18 protein-coding genes, 1 tRNA gene and 1 pseudogene are annotated in these 19965 nt (G+C 66.6%); 7 read left to right on the forward strand and 13 right to left on the reverse strand.

What is annotated here, in order from left to right:
* Nucleotides 1–46: 46 nt before the first annotated feature.
* Complete coding sequence (locus AB0H75_RS39835) at nucleotides 47–505, reverse strand: MaoC family dehydratase (RefSeq protein WP_367805188.1); 459 nt, start codon at nucleotides 503–505, stop codon at nucleotides 47–49.
* A 332-nt stretch (nucleotides 506–837) separates the two neighbouring features.
* Between AB0H75_RS39835 and AB0H75_RS39840 the strand changes: the two genes are divergently transcribed.
* Complete coding sequence (locus AB0H75_RS39840; protein ID WP_367805190.1) at nucleotides 838–2019, forward strand: AAA family ATPase; 1182 nt, start codon at nucleotides 838–840, stop codon at nucleotides 2017–2019.
* Nucleotides 2020–2161: 142 nt separating this feature from the next.
* Here the strand turns inward: AB0H75_RS39840 and AB0H75_RS39845 are convergent, their stop codons facing one another.
* Both AB0H75_RS39845 and AB0H75_RS39850 read right to left on the reverse strand, forming a co-directional pair.
* Complete coding sequence (locus tag AB0H75_RS39845) at nucleotides 2162–2953, reverse strand: MauE/DoxX family redox-associated membrane protein (RefSeq protein ID WP_367805192.1); 792 nt, start codon at nucleotides 2951–2953, stop codon at nucleotides 2162–2164.
* 5 nt (nucleotides 2954–2958) lie between these two features.
* Nucleotides 2959–3906 carry a hypothetical protein gene (locus AB0H75_RS39850; protein ID WP_367805194.1) on the reverse strand — a complete coding sequence of 316 codons (948 nt, stop codon included), beginning with the start codon at nucleotides 3904–3906 and terminating at the stop codon, nucleotides 2959–2961.
* A gap of 217 nt (nucleotides 3907–4123) precedes the next feature.
* On the opposite strand from AB0H75_RS39850, the gene AB0H75_RS39855 reads away from it, so the two are divergent.
* Nucleotides 4124–4636, forward strand: coding sequence for a SigE family RNA polymerase sigma factor (locus tag AB0H75_RS39855; RefSeq protein WP_367805196.1), 513 nt, complete (start codon nucleotides 4124–4126; stop codon nucleotides 4634–4636).
* A 44-nt stretch (nucleotides 4637–4680) separates the two neighbouring features.
* Here the strand turns inward: AB0H75_RS39855 and AB0H75_RS39860 are convergent, their stop codons facing one another.
* Nucleotides 4681–5289 carry a MarR family winged helix-turn-helix transcriptional regulator gene (locus AB0H75_RS39860; protein ID WP_367805432.1) on the reverse strand — a complete coding sequence of 203 codons (609 nt, stop codon included), beginning with the start codon at nucleotides 5287–5289 and terminating at the stop codon, nucleotides 4681–4683.
* 115 nt (nucleotides 5290–5404) lie between these two features.
* On the opposite strand from AB0H75_RS39860, the gene AB0H75_RS39865 reads away from it, so the two are divergent.
* Together AB0H75_RS39865 and AB0H75_RS39870 are read left to right on the forward strand one after the other, a co-directional pair.
* Nucleotides 5405–5968 carry a YceI family protein gene (locus tag AB0H75_RS39865; protein ID WP_367805198.1) on the forward strand — a complete coding sequence of 188 codons (564 nt, stop codon included), beginning with the start codon at nucleotides 5405–5407 and terminating at the stop codon, nucleotides 5966–5968.
* 178 nt (nucleotides 5969–6146) lie between these two features.
* Nucleotides 6147–6236: transfer RNA gene (locus AB0H75_RS39870), tRNA-Ser, on the forward strand.
* Nucleotides 6237–6324: 88 nt separating this feature from the next.
* Here AB0H75_RS39870 and AB0H75_RS39875 read toward each other — a convergent pair.
* The 4 genes from AB0H75_RS39875 to AB0H75_RS39890 all read right to left on the reverse strand — a co-directional run bounded on the left by AB0H75_RS39875 (nucleotide 6325) and on the right by AB0H75_RS39890 (nucleotide 9436).
* The gene (locus tag AB0H75_RS39875; RefSeq protein WP_367805200.1) at nucleotides 6325–7347 is read right to left on the reverse strand and encodes a tyrosine-type recombinase/integrase; all 1023 of its coding nucleotides are present in this window, start codon (nucleotides 7345–7347) and stop codon (nucleotides 6325–6327) included.
* A gap of 326 nt (nucleotides 7348–7673) precedes the next feature.
* Entirely contained in the window at nucleotides 7674–7865 is a 192-nt protein-coding gene (locus tag AB0H75_RS39880) for a helix-turn-helix domain-containing protein (protein WP_367805202.1), read from the reverse strand.
* On the reverse strand, nucleotides 7865–8077 hold the full coding sequence (locus AB0H75_RS39885) for a hypothetical protein (RefSeq protein WP_367805204.1): 213 nt from the start codon (nucleotides 8075–8077) through the stop codon (nucleotides 7865–7867). The genes AB0H75_RS39880 and AB0H75_RS39885 overlap by 1 nt, the downstream gene beginning before the upstream one ends.
* A gap of 36 nt (nucleotides 8078–8113) precedes the next feature.
* The gene (locus tag AB0H75_RS39890) at nucleotides 8114–9436 is read right to left on the reverse strand and encodes a replication initiator (RefSeq protein WP_367805206.1); all 1323 of its coding nucleotides are present in this window, start codon (nucleotides 9434–9436) and stop codon (nucleotides 8114–8116) included.
* 192 nt (nucleotides 9437–9628) lie between these two features.
* On the opposite strand from AB0H75_RS39890, the gene AB0H75_RS39895 reads away from it, so the two are divergent.
* Complete coding sequence (locus AB0H75_RS39895) at nucleotides 9629–14509, forward strand: hypothetical protein (RefSeq protein WP_367805208.1); 4881 nt, start codon at nucleotides 9629–9631, stop codon at nucleotides 14507–14509.
* 897 nt (nucleotides 14510–15406) lie between these two features.
* Here AB0H75_RS39895 and AB0H75_RS39900 read toward each other — a convergent pair.
* Nucleotides 15407–16417, reverse strand: a complete 1011-nt coding sequence (locus AB0H75_RS39900; RefSeq protein ID WP_367805210.1) for a helix-turn-helix transcriptional regulator — start codon at nucleotides 16415–16417, stop codon at nucleotides 15407–15409.
* A gap of 93 nt (nucleotides 16418–16510) precedes the next feature.
* Between AB0H75_RS39900 and AB0H75_RS39905 the strand changes: the two genes are divergently transcribed.
* Entirely contained in the window at nucleotides 16511–16912 is a 402-nt protein-coding gene (locus AB0H75_RS39905) for a VOC family protein (RefSeq protein WP_367805212.1), read from the forward strand.
* A gap of 193 nt (nucleotides 16913–17105) precedes the next feature.
* On the opposite strand, the pseudogene AB0H75_RS39910 reads toward AB0H75_RS39905, so the two are convergent.
* Nucleotides 17106–17411, reverse strand: a pseudogene (locus AB0H75_RS39910) (DUF4279 domain-containing protein); the annotation flags it as partial.
* A gap of 39 nt (nucleotides 17412–17450) precedes the next feature.
* Here AB0H75_RS39910 and AB0H75_RS39915 point away from each other — a divergent pair.
* Nucleotides 17451–17639 (forward strand): hypothetical protein, encoded by a 189-nt coding sequence (locus tag AB0H75_RS39915; protein ID WP_367805214.1) that lies wholly within the window; start codon nucleotides 17451–17453, stop codon nucleotides 17637–17639.
* On the opposite strand, the gene AB0H75_RS39920 is transcribed toward AB0H75_RS39915, so the two are convergent.
* The 3 genes from AB0H75_RS39920 to AB0H75_RS39930 form a co-directional block, all read right to left on the reverse strand.
* The gene (locus tag AB0H75_RS39920) at nucleotides 17626–17892 is read right to left on the reverse strand and encodes a hypothetical protein (RefSeq protein WP_367805216.1); all 267 of its coding nucleotides are present in this window, start codon (nucleotides 17890–17892) and stop codon (nucleotides 17626–17628) included. The genes AB0H75_RS39915 and AB0H75_RS39920 overlap by 14 nt on opposite strands.
* 161 nt (nucleotides 17893–18053) lie before the next feature.
* On the reverse strand, nucleotides 18054–19235 hold the full coding sequence (locus AB0H75_RS39925) for a sensor histidine kinase (RefSeq protein WP_367805218.1): 1182 nt from the start codon (nucleotides 19233–19235) through the stop codon (nucleotides 18054–18056).
* Nucleotides 19232–19888, reverse strand: coding sequence for a response regulator transcription factor (locus AB0H75_RS39930; protein ID WP_367805220.1), 657 nt, complete (start codon nucleotides 19886–19888; stop codon nucleotides 19232–19234). Before AB0H75_RS39930 ends, AB0H75_RS39925 begins: the two co-directional genes overlap by 4 nt.
* Nucleotides 19889–19965: the final 77 nt, after the last annotated feature.

Here is a 19965-nt window from a genome sequence, read left to right on the forward strand (position 1 = left end):
GGAGCGATGAAGGGGCTTTACTGTTGCACGTGAAACGTCACTCGCGTCACTGGGCGGGGACGTACAGGGAAAGGGTCTCGGCGATGCAGGCGGGGCGCTTCTCGCCCTCGATCTCGATCGTCATCTTCAGGTTGGACAGGTAGCCGGCCGGCGTGCCCTTGACGTCGGTCAGCTCGCCGACCGCCCTGATGCGCGCGCCCACCGGCACCGGCCTCGGGAAGCGGACCTTGTTGAGGCCGTAGTTGACGCCCATCGCGATGCCCTCGACCTTGACGAGCGAGAACATGAACGACGGCAGCAGCGACAGGGTCAGGTAGCCGTGCGCGATCGTGCCGCCGAACGGCCCTTCCTTGGCCCTCTCCACGTCCACGTGGATCCACTGGTGGTCGTCGGTGGCATCGGCGAAGGTGTTGACCTGCTCCTGGGTGACGGTGCGCCACTCGGTGGGGCCGAACGTCTCGCCGACGGCCGCCTTGAGCTCCTGAACGTTCGCGAAGGTCCGCATGACGCAAAACGCTATTGCCCGGCCACCGCGGCTGCCAAGTTGAGCACCGCCCCGGCTAAGTCGAGCACCGCCGGCCAAGTCGAGCACCGCCGGCCCGTGGCCCGCCGAACGGAAAGGTGGCCACTGCCGCGAAGATCTTTTACTTGAAACCATCGCATAGGTGTTCGAGTCCGCGCTACAGTCGGGGGGACGGCAATCGAACAAGGGTTCGGCCTGGTGAGAGGGGGTGTGTCCTGATGACGGTGCTCGCGTCCGCGCCCGCCCGGACACGCCGTAGCACCTTCTTCCCCAATCTAAGACGGCCGCTATATCCGGCAATAAAGTCCGAGAGCGTGGACCCTGTGCGAAACCCCTACGCTCCCGGCGCCGGACAGCGTCCCCCGGAGCTCGCCGGCCGTGACCGAGAGCTGCGGCAGTTCGAGGTCGTGCTCGAACGCGTCGCCCGCGGCCGGCCCGAGCGCAGCATGGTCATCACCGGCCTGCGGGGCGTCGGCAAGACCGTCCTGCTCAACACGTTCAAGTCCATGGCCATGCAGCGGCTGTGGGGCACGGGCAAGATCGAGGCCCGGCCCGAGCAGTCGATCCGCCGTCCCGTGGCGGCCGCGCTGCACATGGCCATCCGCGAGCTGGCGCCGCGCCACCGCGCGCCCGAGCGCATCGAGGAGTTCCTCGGGGTGCTCAAGGCGTTCGCGATGCGCGACCCGTCCGCGGCCAAGGGCACGTCCCACTGGTCGCCCGGCATCGAGGTGCCCGCCAGCCGCGGGCGCGCCGACTCGGGCGACCTGGAGATCGACCTCACCGAGCTGTTCGTGGACGCCGCGGGCGTGGCGACCGACCTGTCCGTCGGCATCGCGCTGTTCATCGACGAGATGCAGGACGTCCCGGCCGCCGACGTCTCCGCCCTCTGTGCCGCCTGCCACGAGCTGTCGCAGTCGGGCGGCCCGCTCATCGTCGTGGGCGCGGGGCTGCCGCACCTGCCGAGCGTGCTGTCGGCCAGCAAGAGCTATTCCGAACGGCTCTTCCGCTACGCGCGCATCGACAAGCTCGACCGGGACGCGGCCGACCTGGCACTGATCCTGCCCGCCCGCGAGGAGGAGGTGGAGTTCACCCAGGAGGCGCTCGACGCCCTCTACGAGGCCGCCGACGGTTACCCCTACTTCGTGCAGGCGTACGGCAAGGTCGCCTGGGACCTCGCGCCGCGCAGCCCGATCACCCTCCAGGACGTCAAGGTCTCGGCGCCCGAGGCCGAGGAGGAGCTCGCGGTCGGCTTCTTCGGCAGCCGCTACGAGCGGGCCACCCCCGCCGAGCGCGACTACATGCACGCCATGGCCCGGATCGGCGACGAGCCGGTCGCCACCGCCGAGGTGGCCGAGGCGCTGGGCCGCAAACCGTCGAGCCTGTCGCCCGCCCGCGACAGCCTGATCAAGAAGGGGCTGATCTACAGCGCCGAGCGCGGGTTGATCGCGTTCACGGTGCCGCACTTCGGCAAGTTCCTGCGCGCCCAGCCGGTGTGAGCCGGGCGCGCTCCTAGTCCTCTATTGGGTTGTCTAGAGGGGAAGCTAGATAGCCCAATAGAGTCATATCCGCCTGCCTGTCGCCTGTCGCCTGTCGCCTATCGCCTATCGCCTGTCGAGAGGAATCTAGGGCTCTCTAGCGTCAGGCCGATACAGGCGTATATTCCGGCATGGAGCCGCTGTCCTCGCCGCTGACCACGGCCATCCGCACCGCCGGGCGGCGGCCGCTCAGGTAGACCGCGAACACCACGTCGTCCCGCTGGTGGTTGCGGAAGGCGAAGAAACGCCAGCACAGCTCGCGCCAGCTGTCGTACGGCTCGGGCGAGACCAGCTCGTCCCGGTGGGCGCGCCACGGGCCGCTCGCCCGCAGCCTGGCGAGGGTGGCGGACTCGGCGGGGCCGCGGCGCTGCTCGCAGGGGGCGCGGTAGCGTACGCGGTCGATCAGCTCCTCGATCTCCGGCGACAGCAGGGCCAGCACCGCCACCCCCGCCGCCGTCAGCCACGACGGATGGGTCATGGCCGTCCAGCCCGGCACCGGTGCCCACACCGACACCATCGCCATCCCGGTCAACGCCACCGTCCGGCCGATCGAGCGCAGCCCGACCGGCGTCGAGCTCACCTCGCCGAAGCAGCCGCAGCCCGCGTCGGGCCGCCGCCTGCGCAGCTCCAGCAGCACGTACGTGGACAGCGCGAAGAACGCCACCGTGCCCCACCGGAAGAAGGGATGCGTGCTCAGCAGCAACCCCGTCGCCAGGAACACCTCCCCGGCCGCGCACACCAGCAGCGAGGGCACCTGCAGCCGGCCGGGCATCAGCACGGCCGGGCCGAGCCGGGCCAGCGAGCCGGGCTCGCCGCCGGACCGTACCGTGATCACTTTCGCCATCGTGCCCAGCCCGAGCAGCACGATGAGGATCGGCAGTTGCGATTCCAGCACCCGTGTCACCCCAATCCGATCTGAGCGTTGAAGCAGCCTTTCACCAGATCGCCGCCGAGCTCCACATAGGAGTACGGCGACAGCTCCGCCACCCGCCCGCGCGGCGAGGTGTCGCACTCGACGCACCGGTCGCAGAACCGCCCGGCCAGGCACCCGCACGCCACCACCGGCACGTTGGCCGAGCGGCCCGAGCAGACGTTCCTGACCTGAAGGAGCGAGCCGATCGCCAGGTAGGGCAGGCCCGCGCAGGACAGGCCGGCCTCGGCGCAGCCGGTGTCGGAGCTTTCGAGCATGGGGTAGGCGGCGCCGCGCTCCTCCTCGTCGAAGGCGTCCGACCAGGTGGCGGGGCCGGCGATGCGTTGCTGGACGCCGGCGTAGGCGGGCGGCGGGGGCGGCACGGCACGGGCCGGGTACGGCGGTTGCGAGGTCGCCGGCAGCAGCGCCACCCCCATGCCGTCACGCCGCACGCCGATCGCGTCGAACAGGTAGCCGGGCTCGAACTTGGGATGCCGGACCTGTAACCGCCCGGACGCCCGGTAGGGGATGACGATCGTGCGGTGCCCGCGGTGCGGCCCGCAGTCGAGCTCCACGATGAGGTCCTTGCGCCCGCTGATCGACTGGATCGTTCCGGTGAGGCGCGTGGTGTCGGCCCAGACGCGCTCCACGACGCGGCCCTCGCGCAGGGTGCGCATCACGACCATGGCGCCCACGGGCAGCTCCGCGGGGGCGATGTCGGCGCCGTGCCAGGCCGTCGCCCAGGGCGCGATCACCAGGCGCTCCTCGGTGCCCGCCGGGGTCTCGATGATGACGAGGTGCGGGCTGACGTCGAGGATCTGGCCGGCCACCGCCCGCCACGGCTCGCCGGCGGGCTCGGCCGGGCCCGGCACCCCGGGTTCGCGGCCGAGCGCGGCCGCGGCGAGCACCCTGCGGCGCTCAACGCTCGCATCCCCCATCCGCCCCTCCCTTGCTCTGTTACTAGGGTCACACGACTGGCGAGCGGGTTCCGCCGAGCGGAACATATGAGAGCAAAATACGCATCCCCGGGGAAGTGACCTGACATCCGGCGGTGGAAGAACCGCCACCGACCTGGACGGACCTTTGTGCTCGGCGGGCCGAAACCTGAATTGCAGTTCAGCCCTAAAAGGGCATCCGGCTGCGATTCTGGCCACGATGCAGACCACGAATGGGGAAGAGGAGTTCCGCGAGTACGTCATGACCCGCGGTCCGGCCCTGCTGCGCGCCGCCCACCAGCTCACCGGGCACCCCCTGGACGCCGAGGACCTGCTGCAGAACGCGCTCACCAAGACGTACCAGGCGTGGGAGCGCATCGAGGACCGGGGCGCGCTGGACGGGTACGTGCGGCGGGCGATGGTCAACATCAACATCTCGCAGTGGCGGCGGCGCAGGCTGGAGGAGTACCCGTCCGGGGACGAGCTGCCCGAGGTGGTGGTCCCGTCGGCCGAGCAGACGCCCTGCGAGGAGGTGCACGAGCGGCTGGAGCGGGCTCTGGAGGAGCTGCCCGAGCGGATGCGGGCGGCGATCGTGCTGCGGTACTACGAGGACATGACCGAGCCGGAGATCGCCCGTACGCTGGGCATCAGCGTGGGGACGGTGAAGAGCACGGTGTCCCGGGCGATGGGCAAGCTCCGCGCCGCCCTGGGCCTGTCGGAGGCCGGGACCTAGCTCCGGGAACGTTCTAAGGGGCACTCCGGGGCTTTCCGGGCGTTCTAGGGGCGGTACGTTCCGGCGGCCCGGGCCGCGTCGTCGCGCCTGGCCCCGGCGCCGGCCCCGGCCTCTTCCGGACACCCGGCCGGCTCGGCCGGCTCGGCTGTCTCGGTCGGCTCGGCTGTCTCGGCCGGCTCGGCGGGCTCGCCTGCCTCCGCTCCGGCGGTGGCGCAGGGGCGTACCACGTCCCTGATTTTCCTCAGGCTGCACAGGAAGGCCGCCAGTTCATCGGTCTCCAGCAGCCCGGTGAAGGAGTCCTCGATGTCCTGGACGTGCTGCGGCAGCACCGACTCCAGCCGCTCCCGCCCGGCCTCGGTGAGGACCGCGTAGGAGGCCCGCCGGTCGCTGGCACACGCCTGCCTGGCCACCAGCCCCTCCCGTTCGAGCCGATCGACGACCCGGGTCACGCCACTGGTGGACAGGCCGGTCTGCGCGGCGAGATCGCTCATGCGCAGCCGCTGCTCGGGGGAGCGGGCCAGCCGGATGACGGTCTCGAAGTCGATCTCCGACAACCCCGCGCCGGCCAGCACGGGATGCAGGCGGGCCATGAGGCCGGCGTGCACCTCGGCCAGCAGCCCCAGGGCCGTCAGTCGGGCGTCGTCAAAGTTCATCACGCTCACACCATAACCGACGTTAGTTGACGCGCGGAATATTCCTCGTGTAGACATTTGTTGCCTCAGATATCCGCACAGCAGGCATCACGAGAAGCGCTACGAGGAGACCTTCATGAGCACCCGTACCTGGGAGAGCCTGACCATTCCGGCCGCCGGCACCTACAACCTCGACGCCGCCCACACCCGCATCGGCTTCGTCGTCAAGCACATGATGGTCAGCAAGGTCCGCGGCCACTTCGACTCCTTCAACGGCTCGGTCACGATCGCCGAGAACCCCCTGGAGTCCTCCGCCGAGCTGACGATCAAGACCGAGAGCATCAACACCGGCGCCCCCGACCGTGACGGCCACCTGCGCAGCGACGACTTCCTGTCGGCCGACAAGTACCCGGAGATCACCTTCAGGAGCACCCGCGTGGTCGGCCACTCCGGCGACGAGTTCACCGTCGTCGGCGACCTGACCGTCCGCGACGTCACCAAGGAGGTCGAGCTCAAGGTCGAGTACGGCGGCGCCGGCACCAACCCCTGGGGTGCCGCGGTGTGGGGCTTCTCGATCACCACGGAGTTCGACCGCGAGGACTTCGGCCTGACCTGGAACCAGGCCCTGGAGACCGGCGGCGTCCTGGTCGGCAAGAAGGTCAAGATCGAGATCGAGGGCGAGGCCAACCCGGCCGCTTGATCCCGTACCCCCGCAGTAGGGTTATCCACAGCTTCGAAGCCCGCCCACGTCCAGGGCGGGCTTCATCCACAGCCGGTTACCCACAGGCTGTGGATGACTTTGGCGAAGGCGAACGGCGCAATCACTTTGCCGCCTCGCCAGAAGGCCGGTACGCTGTGCTGAGCCGCACTGGCTACCAGGAGGATTCGCCTAGTCAGGTCTATGGCGCCGCACTGCTAATGCGGTTTGGGTTTACCGCCCATCCGGGGTTCAAATCCCCGATCCTCCGCACGTGAAAGGCCCTCTTCCCAAGTACGGGGAGAGGGCCTTCTTGATCTCTGTGGACAGCCGGGTTGCAGTTCGGGTTGCAGTTGCCCTCAGGGCGATCCCCAGAGCGCGGCGCCCATGCGTTCACTGGCGTCCTTCATCTGGAGGGTCGCCACGTGGGTGTAGCGCTCGGTGGTGGTGACCCGAGTGTGGCCGAGGATCTCCTGTACGACGCGGATGTGGACGCCCTGCTCTATCAACAGGGTCGCCGCGGTGTGCCTGGCGTCATGCACTCTGGCGTCCCGGACGCCGGCCTGCTTGAGGATGGCCTTCCACTGCTTCCAGTCCTCCGTACGCTCGATCGGGCCGCCGAGCTTCGTCGTGAAGACCAGATCATGATCGGTCCACCTGTCCCCAGCCTTCAGCCGTTCCGCGGCCTGGAGCTTCTTGTGCGCCCGTAGGAGGGACAGAAGGGCCGGAGGGCACTGGAGCGTGAGCCTGCTCTTGCCCTTGCGTTGCCGAAAGATGAGGCCGCCGCCGGTGCGCTGCGGGCACTTGTCGGCGTGGCTCGTGCAGTCCTTCGGGCACGGGCGCTTGCAGCAGCGGTGAGCGCGCTTCTTGCAGGTTGGCCGGCAGTCGCTCCCGTGCCGGTGTTCCTTGCAGTTCTTCCTGCACGCCTTGCGATGCCACTTCTCTCCGCAGGCGTGCGGATTGCCGCAGCCGTGCTGCCATTCTGACCGCTGAATCTGGAACCACGCCCGCACCTCTCCGGTCTCCAGATTGACGTACGACCAGCGGAGCCCGAGGGCCTCACCCTGACGAATGCCGAGAGCGAGGGCGACGGACCACCGCGCGCCGTTCCTCTTGGTCTTGGCGACGTCGAGGATGCGTCGAGCCTCTTCCCCGGTCAGCGGTTCGATCTCCGTCGTGATGGCGGACGGCGCGTCGACCAGCGTGGCCACGTTGCGGGCGATGCGGCCCCGCCGAACGGCGATCGTGAGAGCACGGGACAAGATCCGGTGAACCTTGAGCACGCTGCTGGAGGAGAGGCCCTCTTCCAACATCGTCGTGTACGCGGCATCGAGGTGCTCGGGCGTGAGCCGGTCCAGCCGGTGCTTCCCGAGGAGCGGCACGATCCAATTCCTTGCCTTGGATGGTAGTCCGTCAGCGTGCGAGGCGCCATCTTGTCCGAGAGGACCAGGCGCTCACAGATCACATCGAGGAACTCCGCCATCCACTCGGCGACAGTAGGAGCACGGCCCGCCTTGCTCACTCGGCCCGACTCTCGCTGGTTCTCCAGTTCACGAACCTTGCGCGTCACCTCCGCCTCAGTCTTGCCCTTGCGGTGGCGGCGATCAGGCGACCCATCCGGCTTGATGCCGACCGTCACCCAGCCGTGCCACAGACCGTCCTTGCCAAGGAAGATGGACGAGCGGCCGTTCGGCTTCCTCCCAGTCACTTACGCCACCTCCCTGGACGCCTGAGCCTCAAGGGCGCGGGCGTAGTCCACGAGAGCAGCGGCAGGGATCAGCCGATAGCCGTTGTGCTTGATCGATCGGAGTTCACCCGACTTGATCAACCGGAAGACAGCCGTCCGGCTCATGCCGAGGACGGTCGCCGCATCCTTGGGGCGGTAGAACAAGGGATCCATCAGGCTGCCTCCTCCCGAATCGCCGAAAGATCTTGACCGGCTGCTCTGGCCTCCAGCTCTCTGAGGTGGGCTCGCCAGCGCTGCCGTTCGGCGACAGTGCGTAGCAGGCGTACGGCGAGGGGAGGGACGTTGGCGTCTCCGGCCGGGACCGGTCGCCAGATGTAGCGGTGCGGGTCGGTGGGCTGGTCGGCCTGGCCGAGGGCTTCCAGCATCCAGGTGCGGCGATCCTGCTTGTGTTCGGCGAGTGCCTAGTTGGACCACTTGCGGGAGACCAGGACGCGGCGCCCGGCGTAGCCGAGGTGTTCGGGCTTGTGCGCCTTGGACCGGCATCGGCCCGGAGCCATCCCAGCCTTGGCGTTCTTGGGCTGGACGCCGTAGCGCAGCCAGTTCGGGCAGGTGGGCGAGCAGGGTTCGTAGCGGAGGGCGTTGACCATGCGGGCGGCGTGCTCGCGCTGGGCCTGGTCGCCGTCGAGAGCGTCACCCAGAGACTTGGTCAGGTACTTGGACAGGTAGCGGATGCACTGGTCGGCGTCCGGCGTACCGGCGAGAACGCCTTGCACGTCCACCTGATCGCCGAAGCGCAGCACGTGGAGGGGTTCGGCGTCCTCGTCCAGGGCGTCGAGAGCCTCGTCCCAGGTGGGCAGAACCTCGCCGGTGGCCGGGTCGAGGTAGCCGGCCTGCTCGTCCCAGACGGGCAGATGGTCACCGTCGAAACGCACTTCGTCAGCCTGCGGCCACCAGACCTGATGGTAGGTGGCGGCGGCTATCTGCTTGATCTCCGCACGCGGGAGGGTGCCCCGGATGGCCATGTGCAGGTGCGGCGCCAGCCGCTTCTGAGGCTCCACCGAAACGAAGTACTGCACGTCATAGCCCGCAACGCGGCGCAGGTTCTGCACGAACCGGTCCACCAGCTTGGAGAAGTGCAGCGCGTCCCGAGCAGCCCGCCGGTAGTCGTAGGCGTCCGGGTCGAGCGGGACACCATTACGGACCTTGCCGTAGCTGGGCAGGGTAAGCGTGACGAACAGGGACGGCCGGTAGACCTTGCCATCGGACGCGTGGAAGGTGCGTCCCAGAGTGGTGCCCGTCATCTTGCGCTTGGGCAGATCGGGAGCGTCCTGACGCCGCCGGGTCGATCGGGAGTGCTTGGGCACCGCGGATCCGGTGACGCTGCCTCGCATTCCGGCGGCGTTGATCTCCTCGTCCAGGCCCGCGAGGACGGCGTCCAGGTCGGTGGTGTCGTCGCCGGCTTGTGCGGCGGCGTCGCGCTTGGCCTGCATGTCGGCGCGGAACTCGACCAGCCAGCGCTGTTCCTCGTTCGGCTCGTTCGGGGTGATGGCAGGTTCGGTGTCGAGGTGCCAGCCCTCGCGGCATTGGGCCATGCGGAGCTGCCGGTTGCGCTTGGCACACGGCGGGCACTTGCTGTCCAGGGTGGAGCCGCACGGCACGTCGATGATCTCGGCCTTGCCGGTGACGATGTCGAACCGTCGCAGCGCGAGGGGCCTGATGGACGAGTTGCCGGTTGAAGTCGGAGCGGCGAGGGCGCCAAAGCGGGTAGTTAGGAGCGGTTTCAAGAGGCAGCCCAGCCGAGGCGGCTGCGGCCACAGCCCGTGGCCAATCTTCGGTCCTACTACACGCGTCTCGCCTCCGTCGCCTGACTGATTCCGCAAAGATGGGGCGGAGGAAGCGGGAGGAATGAAGCAGTGACACGGTCATCGACGGGCGGGGCCGGAACCTCGGGGGGTGTCGGACATGAGGATCGCTGCTTGGCCTGGTTCGCAGCGCACCTACTGACTGAGGGCCGACTGCCTGGCTGGGCCTCCGGCCACCGCATAGTCGGTGTTGGCAGCCAGACCGCGCGGCCCGTCGACGACGTCGGCGCCGTCACAGATGCGGGCGGTTGGCTGATGGTCCAGGCAAAGAAGAGACTTCAGCTCACCAGAGCTGAAGACGGCGCGCTGGCTGAGGCACTTCGGCAACTCGTGGACGCCGTAATCGACGAGGTTCCTAGCTCACCGCCGAACCAACACATGCTGCGGTCCCTTGACCGGAATCTCGACCTAGTGCTGTTGCTTAGTGATGAACACACGCCAGCTACCGTCAGGGATCACCTGGCTAGAGTGACGGATCGCCTGCGCACCAATCCTGAGGTGGTTCCCCTAGAGGAAACTGCTACCAATCAACCTGAGCGTGAGGCTCTCAGCGTGCTTCTCGCCCATCTTCGGCGGCTATGGGAGGAATGCAAAGGCGGGCCAGCCGATGAGGCCACCCTGCGGCGGCTCCTCCGCCCCCTCGTCGTCCGAGCCCTGAACCTGCGCGACGATGGGCTCGAATACCAAACGGTTCAGGTGATGCTCAGCGACATGCTGGTCGACCAGGACCAAGCGCGCGACCTCTGGGAGGCGCTGGTCTCCATCGGCCACGAACTCGGGGAGAGCCAAAGATGGATTGACCGCGACGCACTAGTAGCCAAACTCGAAGAACGACGCTTCCGCCTCAGGCCAGTAACTCGGTTGCGAAGAGACATTGCTCACCTACGGCAGGTGACCAGAAACAACATTGCGGTGCTCGGTAGTGCCCTCACCCTCACGACTCCCGAAGGAGGCCTGACGCTTGAGCGAGAAGTGGGGCCGACCCTGCACGCTGCGGAGGGCAGCTTCGCGCTGACCGGTGAGCCTGGTACAGGCAAGACGGCACTGCTCTGCCAGTTGGCTACCGATCTGGTCAATCAGGGAAACGACGTCGTCCTTCTGAGCGCTGAGCAGCTGAGAGCGTCCGCTGGCCAGACCCGCATGGAGCTGAACCTCGAGCACGACCTCAAGGACATCTTGCTGGGCTGGTCAGGGACTCATCCCGGCAGGCTACTGCTGGATGGCCTGGACCAGACCCGTGGGGAGAATCCCTCGCAGTGGCTGCCAATGCTGGCCAAGCAGCTTGGAGGCAGCCGCTGGGAGATCGTTGCCACTGTCCGGCGCTTCGACCTGCGCAACGGCCACAAATGGCGTGCGATGTTCCGCGGCGCGCCCGTCGACCCTGCTCATTATGATTCCTCGCTTCAGAGCGTCCGCCACCTTCTGGTCGAGGACCTGCCACCAAGGGAGCTGGAGAGCCTTCTGCAAGAAAGTCCCGCGCTTGCCGACCTCCTCCGAGCCGCCGGAAGCAGGATGCAGCAGCTCTTGAGTAACCCGTTCAACTTGGACATCGCCTCGCAGTTGCTTGCTGACGGCGTCCTCCTCGAGCCCAGCAGCATTCGCAACCGGCTTGACTTGCTCGACCGCTACTGGCGGGTGCGGATAGTCGAAGGTGGCAGGAATCCGTGGGAGCGAGCTTCAACACTCGCACAGGTCGTTGCGCAGATGATCGCTGATCGCCGACAGCAGGTCACTCCCCTGCCTCAGGCCGATGCCGCTGCTTTGCAGGGCTTGGTAAGCGACGGCGTGCTCCGTGACTTGCCGCAGGCGATTGGCCAGCCACAGCCGCCGATCGCATTCAGCCATCCAGTGCTTTTCGACTTTGCGGCCGGCATTTTGGCGCTCGGCGACACCTCCCGCGCAGAGAGCCTTGCAGATCAGTTGGACACTGAGCCCAACTTGGCACTGCTCCTGCGGCCCAGCTTGGACTACCGGCTGGCCGTCGCCTGGCGAAATGACCCGACAAGGCAAGAGTTCTGGCGGCTCGCCCTCAGGCTCAACGCCGAGACATCAGGGCATCACCTAGCCGCCGCTGCAGCGGCCGCCGCATGTAGCCGCGAACTTCGTTCACCCGATGACTTGGCTCGCCTTGCGGAAGCATGCTTGTGCGGCACTCCCGCTTCGGGAGCCCGTGAGAACCCGGAGTCTAACGCTCGCCGCATGGCATTCTTGATCGCTGCCGCGATAGCCAACTCGGATTTGCAGCCCAGCCTTTTCAGGGCATTCTCGCCATTTGTTGGAGACCTTGCCCGTGCGGCTCGCGCCACCGATGACGTCTCCCTTGCGCTGGACGCCGCCCAGCTGCTCAGACGGGCGGCTGGCTCTGAAATATCCCGGCCCGACACAGAAGCGACAGATCCTTGGGTGCAGGTCGTCGGTGACTGCATGACTGTGGCCTTGGATGACATCAACGATCCTGCCCGAGCGCGAATTGGGAAGATGCTTGCATGGCCTCTCGCTCGCGCAGTTTCCCTCGACGGAACTGGTTGCGAGCAGATCGTGCGTACCGCAATTTCACATGAAGTGCTGCGAGCATGGGGTTTCGAGATAGCCAGAGTGCTCATTGAGTGTCTGCCGGATATCGCTAAGAGAAATGCAGAACTTGCTGTTGAAATCGCGGCAGCGCCCTGGGAGTACGAGGAAGACCGGCAGCAGGTTACCAGAATTTCAGATAGTCAGATTCTTGGACTCACTAGCAATCTTCAGCAAGATCTGAATCACCTCCGCTGGAGCGTTTGCAAGAACCTTCCCGAGGTTGCATCCGCCAATCTTGAGACTGCCGTTCGGATGCTCATAAGGATTGTAGAAGTACCACGGATGTTCCAGTACGACCGCAGCACTGATACTGGCCGAAGGCCACGCATTCGCTACGGCGATACTCTGCGGTACGCGGGAGGACACTCCGAGCTGGACACAGCTGTCGACGCCGTCATCGTTGAGCTGCAGGCGAGCACTGAGCGCGCGAGCTCAGGGCTGACGAACGCTGAAAGAAACGGCAGCGTCGACCAGCAGGAGCTTCGCCGGGTTGTCCAGCTCATGATCTCCGCCTTGTCGCATGGCGAGGTCTGGCAGCGTCTCCTGATGCAGGCGGCCAACGCCGAATCGCCAGCTCTCGCGCATCTGCTTGTTCCGGCGCTGGAAACTGGCATCTTCGAGCGAGACCAGACGCGGGGCGCAGCGGGGCTCGTAGCCGCTCGCCTATCGCCAGAACTTGACATTGCGATTCACCGTCGGATCGAGGCAGCGATCCTCAGCGCTACGAGCCTAGAGGCCGACGAGGTTGACGATCCCCGCAGGCAGGATTGGCAGCGCGGCCAACGCGATGCGCTTCTAGGCGCACTCGATCTTAGGAAGGTCAGCGAACCTGAAGCGCTCCGGCACCTAGAGGAGCTAGCCAGTAGCGGCCGAGATGCCCGGCGGCTCTCTCGTGATCACGCAGACAGTGACCTTATAGACGACTCACTGCCTTGGTTGGCAGGGGAACCACGGGATGACAACGCTTGCGACGGTGGCGCAGGTGAGAGCCCTTCTGCCGATGTTGCTGAGGCGCTCCAAAGAACGAGCGACCATGACCCGGCTATCCGTGGGATGGGATATGAGAAGCTTGCCGAAAGTTGGCCGGCCCTGCGACAACAGCTCCTGACTCACGCATCTGAGACAATCGCAGAAGAAGATCATTTTCTGCTGGTCCGAGGAGCGCAGCAACTTGCGCATAGTGCACTCGCTTGGCCTGGGCAGCCTTTGGGGCGCGACGTCCTGGCTGTTCTCCAGGCAGCGCTGCCATCAGCAACGAACCCTCCGCAGCATGACAAGGTCGAATCTGGGTGGCGCGTACGGGGTGTCACGATCACCTCGGAGGCCGTGGCGGGCGTCACTACTCTCGCGAGGAGGCACGAATGGCTAGCTGAGCTTCGCGACGAACTATCGGCAGCCGTCATCCCCTTCCTTGACTCTCCAAATGCGCTCTACCGAATGCTGAGCGCGGAAGCAATTCCATTCCTTTTTGCAGAAGAGGCGGCCCTTGAGGATCTCGAGGTGCGGCTATGCTCTGAAATGGACTCGCAGGTGCAGGCGATGCTGGTGTCGCTGCTCAGCGGGTATCGCGACGCCTACCCCCTCGAAGTCGATGAGATTCTCCGGCGCATCGCCACCAAGCCTCAATGGGCAATCCTCGCGGGAGGCCCGATTGGTGACACAAAACTCAGCGACGAAGATCGCGCTGAGGTGATCGTAAAACTGCTCGCCATTATGGCCGCTGAATATGGAACCCCCTACGCCCACAGCACTCTGCAGTCTTGGCTATCCTGCCCGTTGGAGAATCCTCGTCGAGCGGAGTGGATTCCGGCTTGGCTGCGGCGCTTCCTGAATCCAGGGGATGCGAACTCCTCAGTTTCACAACAGCGGGCTTTTGCTTTGCTCAAGCTCCCCCTCGCCGCAGTTGGGGAGGCATGGACTGAGGAGAATGTGGCAGCCGCCCCGGATGCAGAACGAGTGACCAATGCAGTGAAGGTCGCCAATAGCGTCGTTAAGAACATCTATTACGCGAGTGGTGCGGCCAATAGTGACGAGTCCCAGGAAGAACGGGCCACCCTAATAATACAGAAAGCGTTCGCCGAACAAGCTCTCCTGCTGCTGGAGGGCTATAGTATGGTGCATCACCCCAGCGTTACTCATCATATTATCCAAACACTAGATCACATCAGCATTCATGCACCCGAGCGGGCGCTCCTCGTGGCCGTCCGAGCGGCTGGCGGTGACGTCCAGTATGCGCGAGAGCCATTGGCCCTTAGCGCAGTGCTTCAGCTTATACGACGCTACCTCGCTGATCACCGCGAGTTGATCGTCAGCAATCCAAAGTGTATAACCGCAGTGAGGACGCTGCTTGAAACGTTCGTCCGCCAGGGTTGGGATGAGGCTATCCAGTTCGCCGAACGCCTAGAGGACATGTTTCGCTGAAGCGGTAACCGTCCCGGCATGCATCTCGCTTACTTCGGCATGCCGACGGCTATCAGAATGGTTGTCGCCGTCGACCTGAAAGGGTCTGATTAGTGACCCGCGCAACTCGTCCGTCATGAGATCAGCTGGCTGCAGGCCTCGGTCACGTCGCCACCATGCACGGTGAAACCGCTATGCCTCCGGCGGGGGCGCTAGGCTCCGAGATGATCGTCAACATGCGACCAGAGGGCCGTATTTGGCTGATACGGGCCTGATCGCCCCGTCTGCCGCGACCCAGGCAAGCCCAGCAGGCCAACTCCTCCGGCTCAAGCCCGTCTGTGACCGTTGGCATCCCATGACCGAGGAACGGCGATCGGCGAACGGGCACACGAAGACGGGCGTGCCCCTCCGTCGCCGGCCCGCTGCCGCTTCACGGTGGGTCGAGGCAGACGGGAAGATCAGGCAGGCTGAGGTCTGTGCGTTCGCACGAGGCATGACTGATCGTGAGTACGGCACACATCATCGAGACCCTGTCGCACCTAGCGACGGATTTCTAGTTGCAGTTCTAGTTGCAATCCAACCCTGTTCAACCTCGTTCCGGAGGAACCTGCCACGCCTGTTGGTCCAGGTGGAACTGCTCTGAACGGTCAAGATCAGAGTTGCTGATGCAGTTTGGGTTTACCGCCCATCCGGGGTTCAAATCCCCGATCCTCCGCACGTGAAAGGCCCTCTTCCCAAGTACGGGGAGAGGGCCTTTTTGATCTCTGTGGAGAGCGGGGTCGGGGTTCGGGTTGCCACGTGGGTGTGGCCGAGGGTCTCGTGTACGGCGTGGATGGGGATCCTGCTCGTGCCGGCTGATGTCGCCGTTGTGCTGGCCTCGTGTCGAAGCCGAGGGATGGGATCTCTGGCTGTGCCGTCTCATGACGTTGGGTCCTCGTCGTCAGGCCGGCGGGCGTAGGACGTGAGGCGGTCGGCGAGAGCGATGACGAGGTCGCGTAGTTCGTCGGGGCGCTCGATGACGAACGGACGGTCGAGTGAGGCGAGGACCGGAGGCAACCAGTCGAGCCGCTCCACCCGCAATTCGACGCGCAGCCAGCGCTCGGTCGCCCGGTCCTCGCCTGCCGCGGGCGCGTCCTCCTCCAGGATCGCGACGCTGGCGGGAAGGCGGGCGCGGATCTGCTCGACCGTCCCGTTGATCCGCAGGGTCACCTCATGCCGGTACTCGGCCGTGGCGAATGCGGACAACACGCGCTGCGCCGGACCGGGACCCGCGGGTGCTTCGAATGAGCCGGGCAGGATCCTGGCGTCCGCGATGCGGTCGAGCCGGAAGGTGCGGTCCTCGTCGATCTGGGCGTCCTTGCCCGTGACGTACCATCGGCCGGAATGGGCGACGATCCCGTACGCGTGCAGCGTGCGTTCGCTGCGCCGTCCGTCGCGGTCGGTGTAGCGGATCGAGACCGGCCGGCGGTGGCGCACCGCGTCGGCGACGGTGAGCAGGACCTCGGCGTCCGGAGTGTCGGGCTCGCCGGGCTGATCCGTGAAGGCGAGGGCTTCCAGGAGCGTGTCGAGCCGACGGGCGACGTGCTTGGGCAGCACCCGCCGGATCTTCGCCGATGCCGTCTCGCTCGCCGCGTGCTCCGTCGTCGCCAACCCTGCTCGGCGGCCGGCGACCAGGCCGAGCAGCACGGCCAGCGCCTCGTCGTCGCTCAGCATGAGCGGAGGCAGGCGGTACCCGCCGGCGAGCCGGTACCCGCCGTAGCGGCCGCGTACCGATTCCACGGGCACGTCCATGTCGATCAGCTGGTCGACGTACCGCCGCACGGTGCGTCCTTCGACGCCGAGCCGGTCGGCGAGTTCGGCCACCGTCCGGGTGCCGCCCGACTGCAGCAGCTCCAGAAGTGTCAGCAGGCGGGCGGCCGGTCGAGGCATGTTCGCAGCTTAACTCGAATACAGGACCGGTTATGTCCCCTATTTCTCCTAGTCTGCGACGTGCACGCCTTCAGCACAGCCAAGGAGATTTCCATGGACTTCGTCTCGATCCGCATCATCACCGGCGACGTGGCGCGCCTGGTCGAGTTCTACGAGCGAGCCACGGGGGCGCGGGCGACGTGGGCCACCGAGGACTTCGCCGAACTCAGGACCGCGGGCGGCGCCACTCTCGCGATCGCCGGCACTCGCACCGTCTCCCTGTTCGCCCCGGGCTCCGCCCGCCCGGCCGACAACCACAGCGTGATCACCGAGTTCCTCGTCGACGACGTGGACCGCATTCACCAGAACCTGACCGGCCTCGTCACCGACTTCGTCACCGAGCCCACCACGATGCCCTGGGGTAACCGGTCGCTGTTGTTCCGCGATCCCGACGGCAACCTCGTCAACTTCTTCACCCCCGTCACCCCGGCAGCCATCGAGAAGTTCGCCCGTTGACGCCGCGCGAGGGCGCGGCCGGCCGCGTTGTACACGCCAGGGGATCGAAGGCTCAGGGCTTCGTTCCTCGGTCCCGGCCCGGCGGGCAACGCGACTGATCACCGTGTACACGGTGGACGGCGATGAGCTCAGTGCTCGGTTCGTGCATTCTGCGGGCTCGCCCGGTGCCGTGCGAGCGTCCCCATCGCCGGCCCTACGACAAGTCGTACTCGTCGATCCATAGATCGGCTCCAGCCCTGTGAAGAAGACCGATGGCTTCTCTGCCAAGAAAGAGCCCTTGCGGGCTGGAGTGCTCTCCCGGCTCGAACGATCGCAGCATGACCAACGTGGCCGCCGCGCCGCCGGCGGTCAGCTCTCCGATTCGATCCCAGGCGCCGGACAACTGGTTCAGCACGGCTTCCGCCTGCTCACTGAGTGAGGCGGTCTCCGCGAGGCCGGAGTCGAGCATCCACTCGTGTCGTGGCGGTAACAGGCGGCCGCTTTTTCTGCCGCGTCGTGATTCCTTCGCCTCGGACCTGGCCGGCTAGACGCCCACATATTGGCTGATCTGCTCGGGATCCAGTTCATCGGACTGGATCATGAAGTAGACCTGCTGCTCGACGATCACGTGGTCACGGTAACGGTTGATTACGGTGACCCGCCTGATTACCCCTCGGTGAGCGATTTGCAAACAGGCGGCTCACCGACGAAGGCTGATCAGCAGCCAATCTGCCTCAGATCGACCTGACCCAGGAGCGGGCCACGTTCACTGGCATGCCGAGTTCGGCTTGAGCAAGCTGGATTGCTTGTTCCTCATACCCGCGGACCTTGAGCCGGCGGACGCGTCCGGTGAGCTCCTCGGCTCTGAACCGGTCCGTGTACCGGAGTGCGCGGCGCTGCCTGAGGATTCGGATCAGGCCCGCCGTCCACCAGGCGAGGCCGCAGATGAGCATTCCTGGGACAACGAAGCCGATGATTTCCAGGAGCGAGAGATCGGGCACGGCCGTCCGGGCCCTGTCGGTTCCCGGGCAGCAGGTGGGGCGCACTCGTCGAGCGATGGGGGCGGATCGAGGAGTTCACCCACGTGCCACCGGCCGATGGACACCTTCTGGGGATCCATCGCTGGGTCTGTGTCCAGAGCCGGTCGGTGAGCCCGCGGCGCTCAGGTGGGGAGAAGTTGCGAGGTCGAGAGGGGCAGGCGGACGGTCACCGTCAATCCGCCTTCCTCGCGGGCTTCGGCCGTCACCGTGCCCTTGTGGGCCTTGGCCGTGGCGCGCACGATGGACAGGCCCAGGCCGGTGCCGCGGTCGGAGCGTACGCGGTCGGCGCGTAGCCGGCGGAACGGCTCGAAGATCGCGTCCAGGTCGTAGGCGGGCACGACCGGGCCGGTGTTGGCCACGGACAGCTCCGCTTCGCCGTCGCTGAGCCTGGTGGTGACCCAGACCTCGCCGCCCTGGACGTTGTGCCTCATGGCGTTCTCCACGAGGTTCTGCACCAGCCGTTCGAGCAGGATGGGGTCCCCCTCGGCCGGCGCGGGTGCCAGTGCCTGGTGCAGGACGACGGCCTTGGCGTCGGCCTCCTCGCCAGCGTGGTCGGCGACGTGGGAGGCGATCTCGGCCAGGTCCACGGACTGGTGGCGTTCGAGCACGGGTCGCTCGCTCTCGGCCAGCGCGAGCAGGCCGTCGATGAGGCGCTCGTGCCGGGTGTTGACGGCCAGGAGGGATTCGCCGAGCCGCTGGGCGTCGGGGGAGGCGTCCGGCCTGCGCAGCGCCACGTCCACCAGCGTACGGTTGATCGTCAGCGGCGTGCGCAGCTCGTGGGAGGCGTTGGCGACGAACCGTTTCTGCACGTCGAAGGCATGGGCCAGGCGGGCGAGCATCAGGTCGAAGGTGTCGGCCAGGTCCTTCACGTCGTGGTGGGAACCGGTGTAGGCGATGCGCTCGTTGAGGTTGTGGCCCTTGGCCACCCGCCGGGCGGTCTCGGTGACCTGGTAGAGAGGCTTGAGCACGCGCCCGCTCAGCACCCAGCCCGCGATCGTGGCGAGCACGCCCAGCAGGACGACGACGAGCCCGGCCTGGATGAGGAAGCGGGACATCGTCGCCTGCTCGTAGTCCTGCTGGGCGTTGAGCATGTCCCGCCTGGAGACGTTGACCAGCACCAGCCTCCCGCTCGGCTCCAGGATGGCGTGGTTGGGCACGAACTCGGGGGCGGCCTGCAACCTGAGGCGGGTGTCGTCCAGGATGCCGCGGACGATCATGTAACTGAGGCCCAGCAGCAGCAGGCCGACGACGAAGAAGATCCCGCTGTAGAGCAGCGTGAGCCGCAGGCGGACGGAGAACTTCATGGGATCCGGTACCCCGCCCCCTGGACGGTCTCGATGACCTGCGGCTCGCCCAGTTTGCGGCGCAGCCGCATCATGGTGACCCGCACGGTGTTGGTGAAGGGGTCGGCGTTCTCGTCCCACGCCTTCTCCAGCAGCTCCTCGGCGGAGACGACGGCGCCGTCGGCCTTCAGCAGCTCGGCGAGCAGGGCGAACTCCCTGCGGGCCAGCGCCACGTAGCGCCCGTCACGGTAGACCTCGCGGCGGGCCTGGTCCAGCCGGATGCCGGAGCGTTCCAGTTGCGGAGGCGCGGCGCGGTGCGCGCGCCGGCCCAGCGCGTGCACGCGGGCCAGCAACTCCTCGAAGGCGAACGGCTTGCCGAGGTAGTCGTCGGCGCCCAGCGACAGCCCCGAGACCCTGGACGACACGTCCGAGGCGGCGGTGAGCATGAGCACCCGTACGGTGAGCTCCGATCCGACCACGGTCCTGGCCACGTCGTCACCGTGCACGCCGGGCAGGTCGCGGTCCAGGACGAGCACGTCGTAGTCGTTGACGCCGAGTTGTTCGAGCGCGGTCTCCCCGTCGTAGGCGACGTCCACGGCGAGCGCCTCGGCACGCAGCCCTTCGGCGATCGAGTCCGCGAGCATCTGCTCGTCCTCGACGATCAGTACGCGCAAGGGAGACCTCCTTCATCCGAGCGCCAAACCTTCCAAATACGGCATAACAGTGCCATAACATGATCGTGTAACCGCCC

Origin of the sequence: Nonomuraea sp. NPDC050783 (assembly GCF_040802095.1) — a bacterium.
Lineage (GTDB): Bacteria > Actinomycetota > Actinomycetes > Streptosporangiales > Streptosporangiaceae > Nonomuraea.

What these genes read in the sequence shown, in the direction of transcription:
- AB0H75_RS39835 (WP_367805188.1), bottom strand. Translation starts at nt 505, where the DNA reads ATGCGGACCTTCGCGAACGTTCAGGAGCTCAAGGCGGCCGTCGGCGAG.
- AB0H75_RS39850 (WP_367805194.1), bottom strand. Translation starts at nt 3,906, where the DNA reads ATGGGGGATGCGAGCGTTGAGCGCCGCAGGGTGCTCGCCGCGGCCGCG.
- AB0H75_RS39855 (WP_367805196.1), top strand. Translation starts at nt 4,124, where the DNA reads ATGCAGACCACGAATGGGGAAGAGGAGTTCCGCGAGTACGTCATGACC.
- AB0H75_RS39860 (WP_367805432.1), bottom strand. Translation starts at nt 5,289, where the DNA reads ATGAACTTTGACGACGCCCGACTGACGGCCCTGGGGCTGCTGGCCGAG.
- AB0H75_RS39865 (WP_367805198.1), top strand. Translation starts at nt 5,405, where the DNA reads ATGAGCACCCGTACCTGGGAGAGCCTGACCATTCCGGCCGCCGGCACC.
- AB0H75_RS39880 (WP_367805202.1), bottom strand. Translation starts at nt 7,865, where the DNA reads ATGGATCCCTTGTTCTACCGCCCCAAGGATGCGGCGACCGTCCTCGGC.
- AB0H75_RS39885 (WP_367805204.1), bottom strand. Translation starts at nt 8,077, where the DNA reads ATGCTGGAAGCCCTCGGCCAGGCCGACCAGCCCACCGACCCGCACCGC.
- AB0H75_RS39900 (WP_367805210.1), bottom strand. Translation starts at nt 16,417, where the DNA reads ATGCCTCGACCGGCCGCCCGCCTGCTGACACTTCTGGAGCTGCTGCAG.
- AB0H75_RS39905 (WP_367805212.1), top strand. Translation starts at nt 16,511, where the DNA reads ATGGACTTCGTCTCGATCCGCATCATCACCGGCGACGTGGCGCGCCTG.
- AB0H75_RS39925 (WP_367805218.1), bottom strand. Translation starts at nt 19,235, where the DNA reads ATGAAGTTCTCCGTCCGCCTGCGGCTCACGCTGCTCTACAGCGGGATC.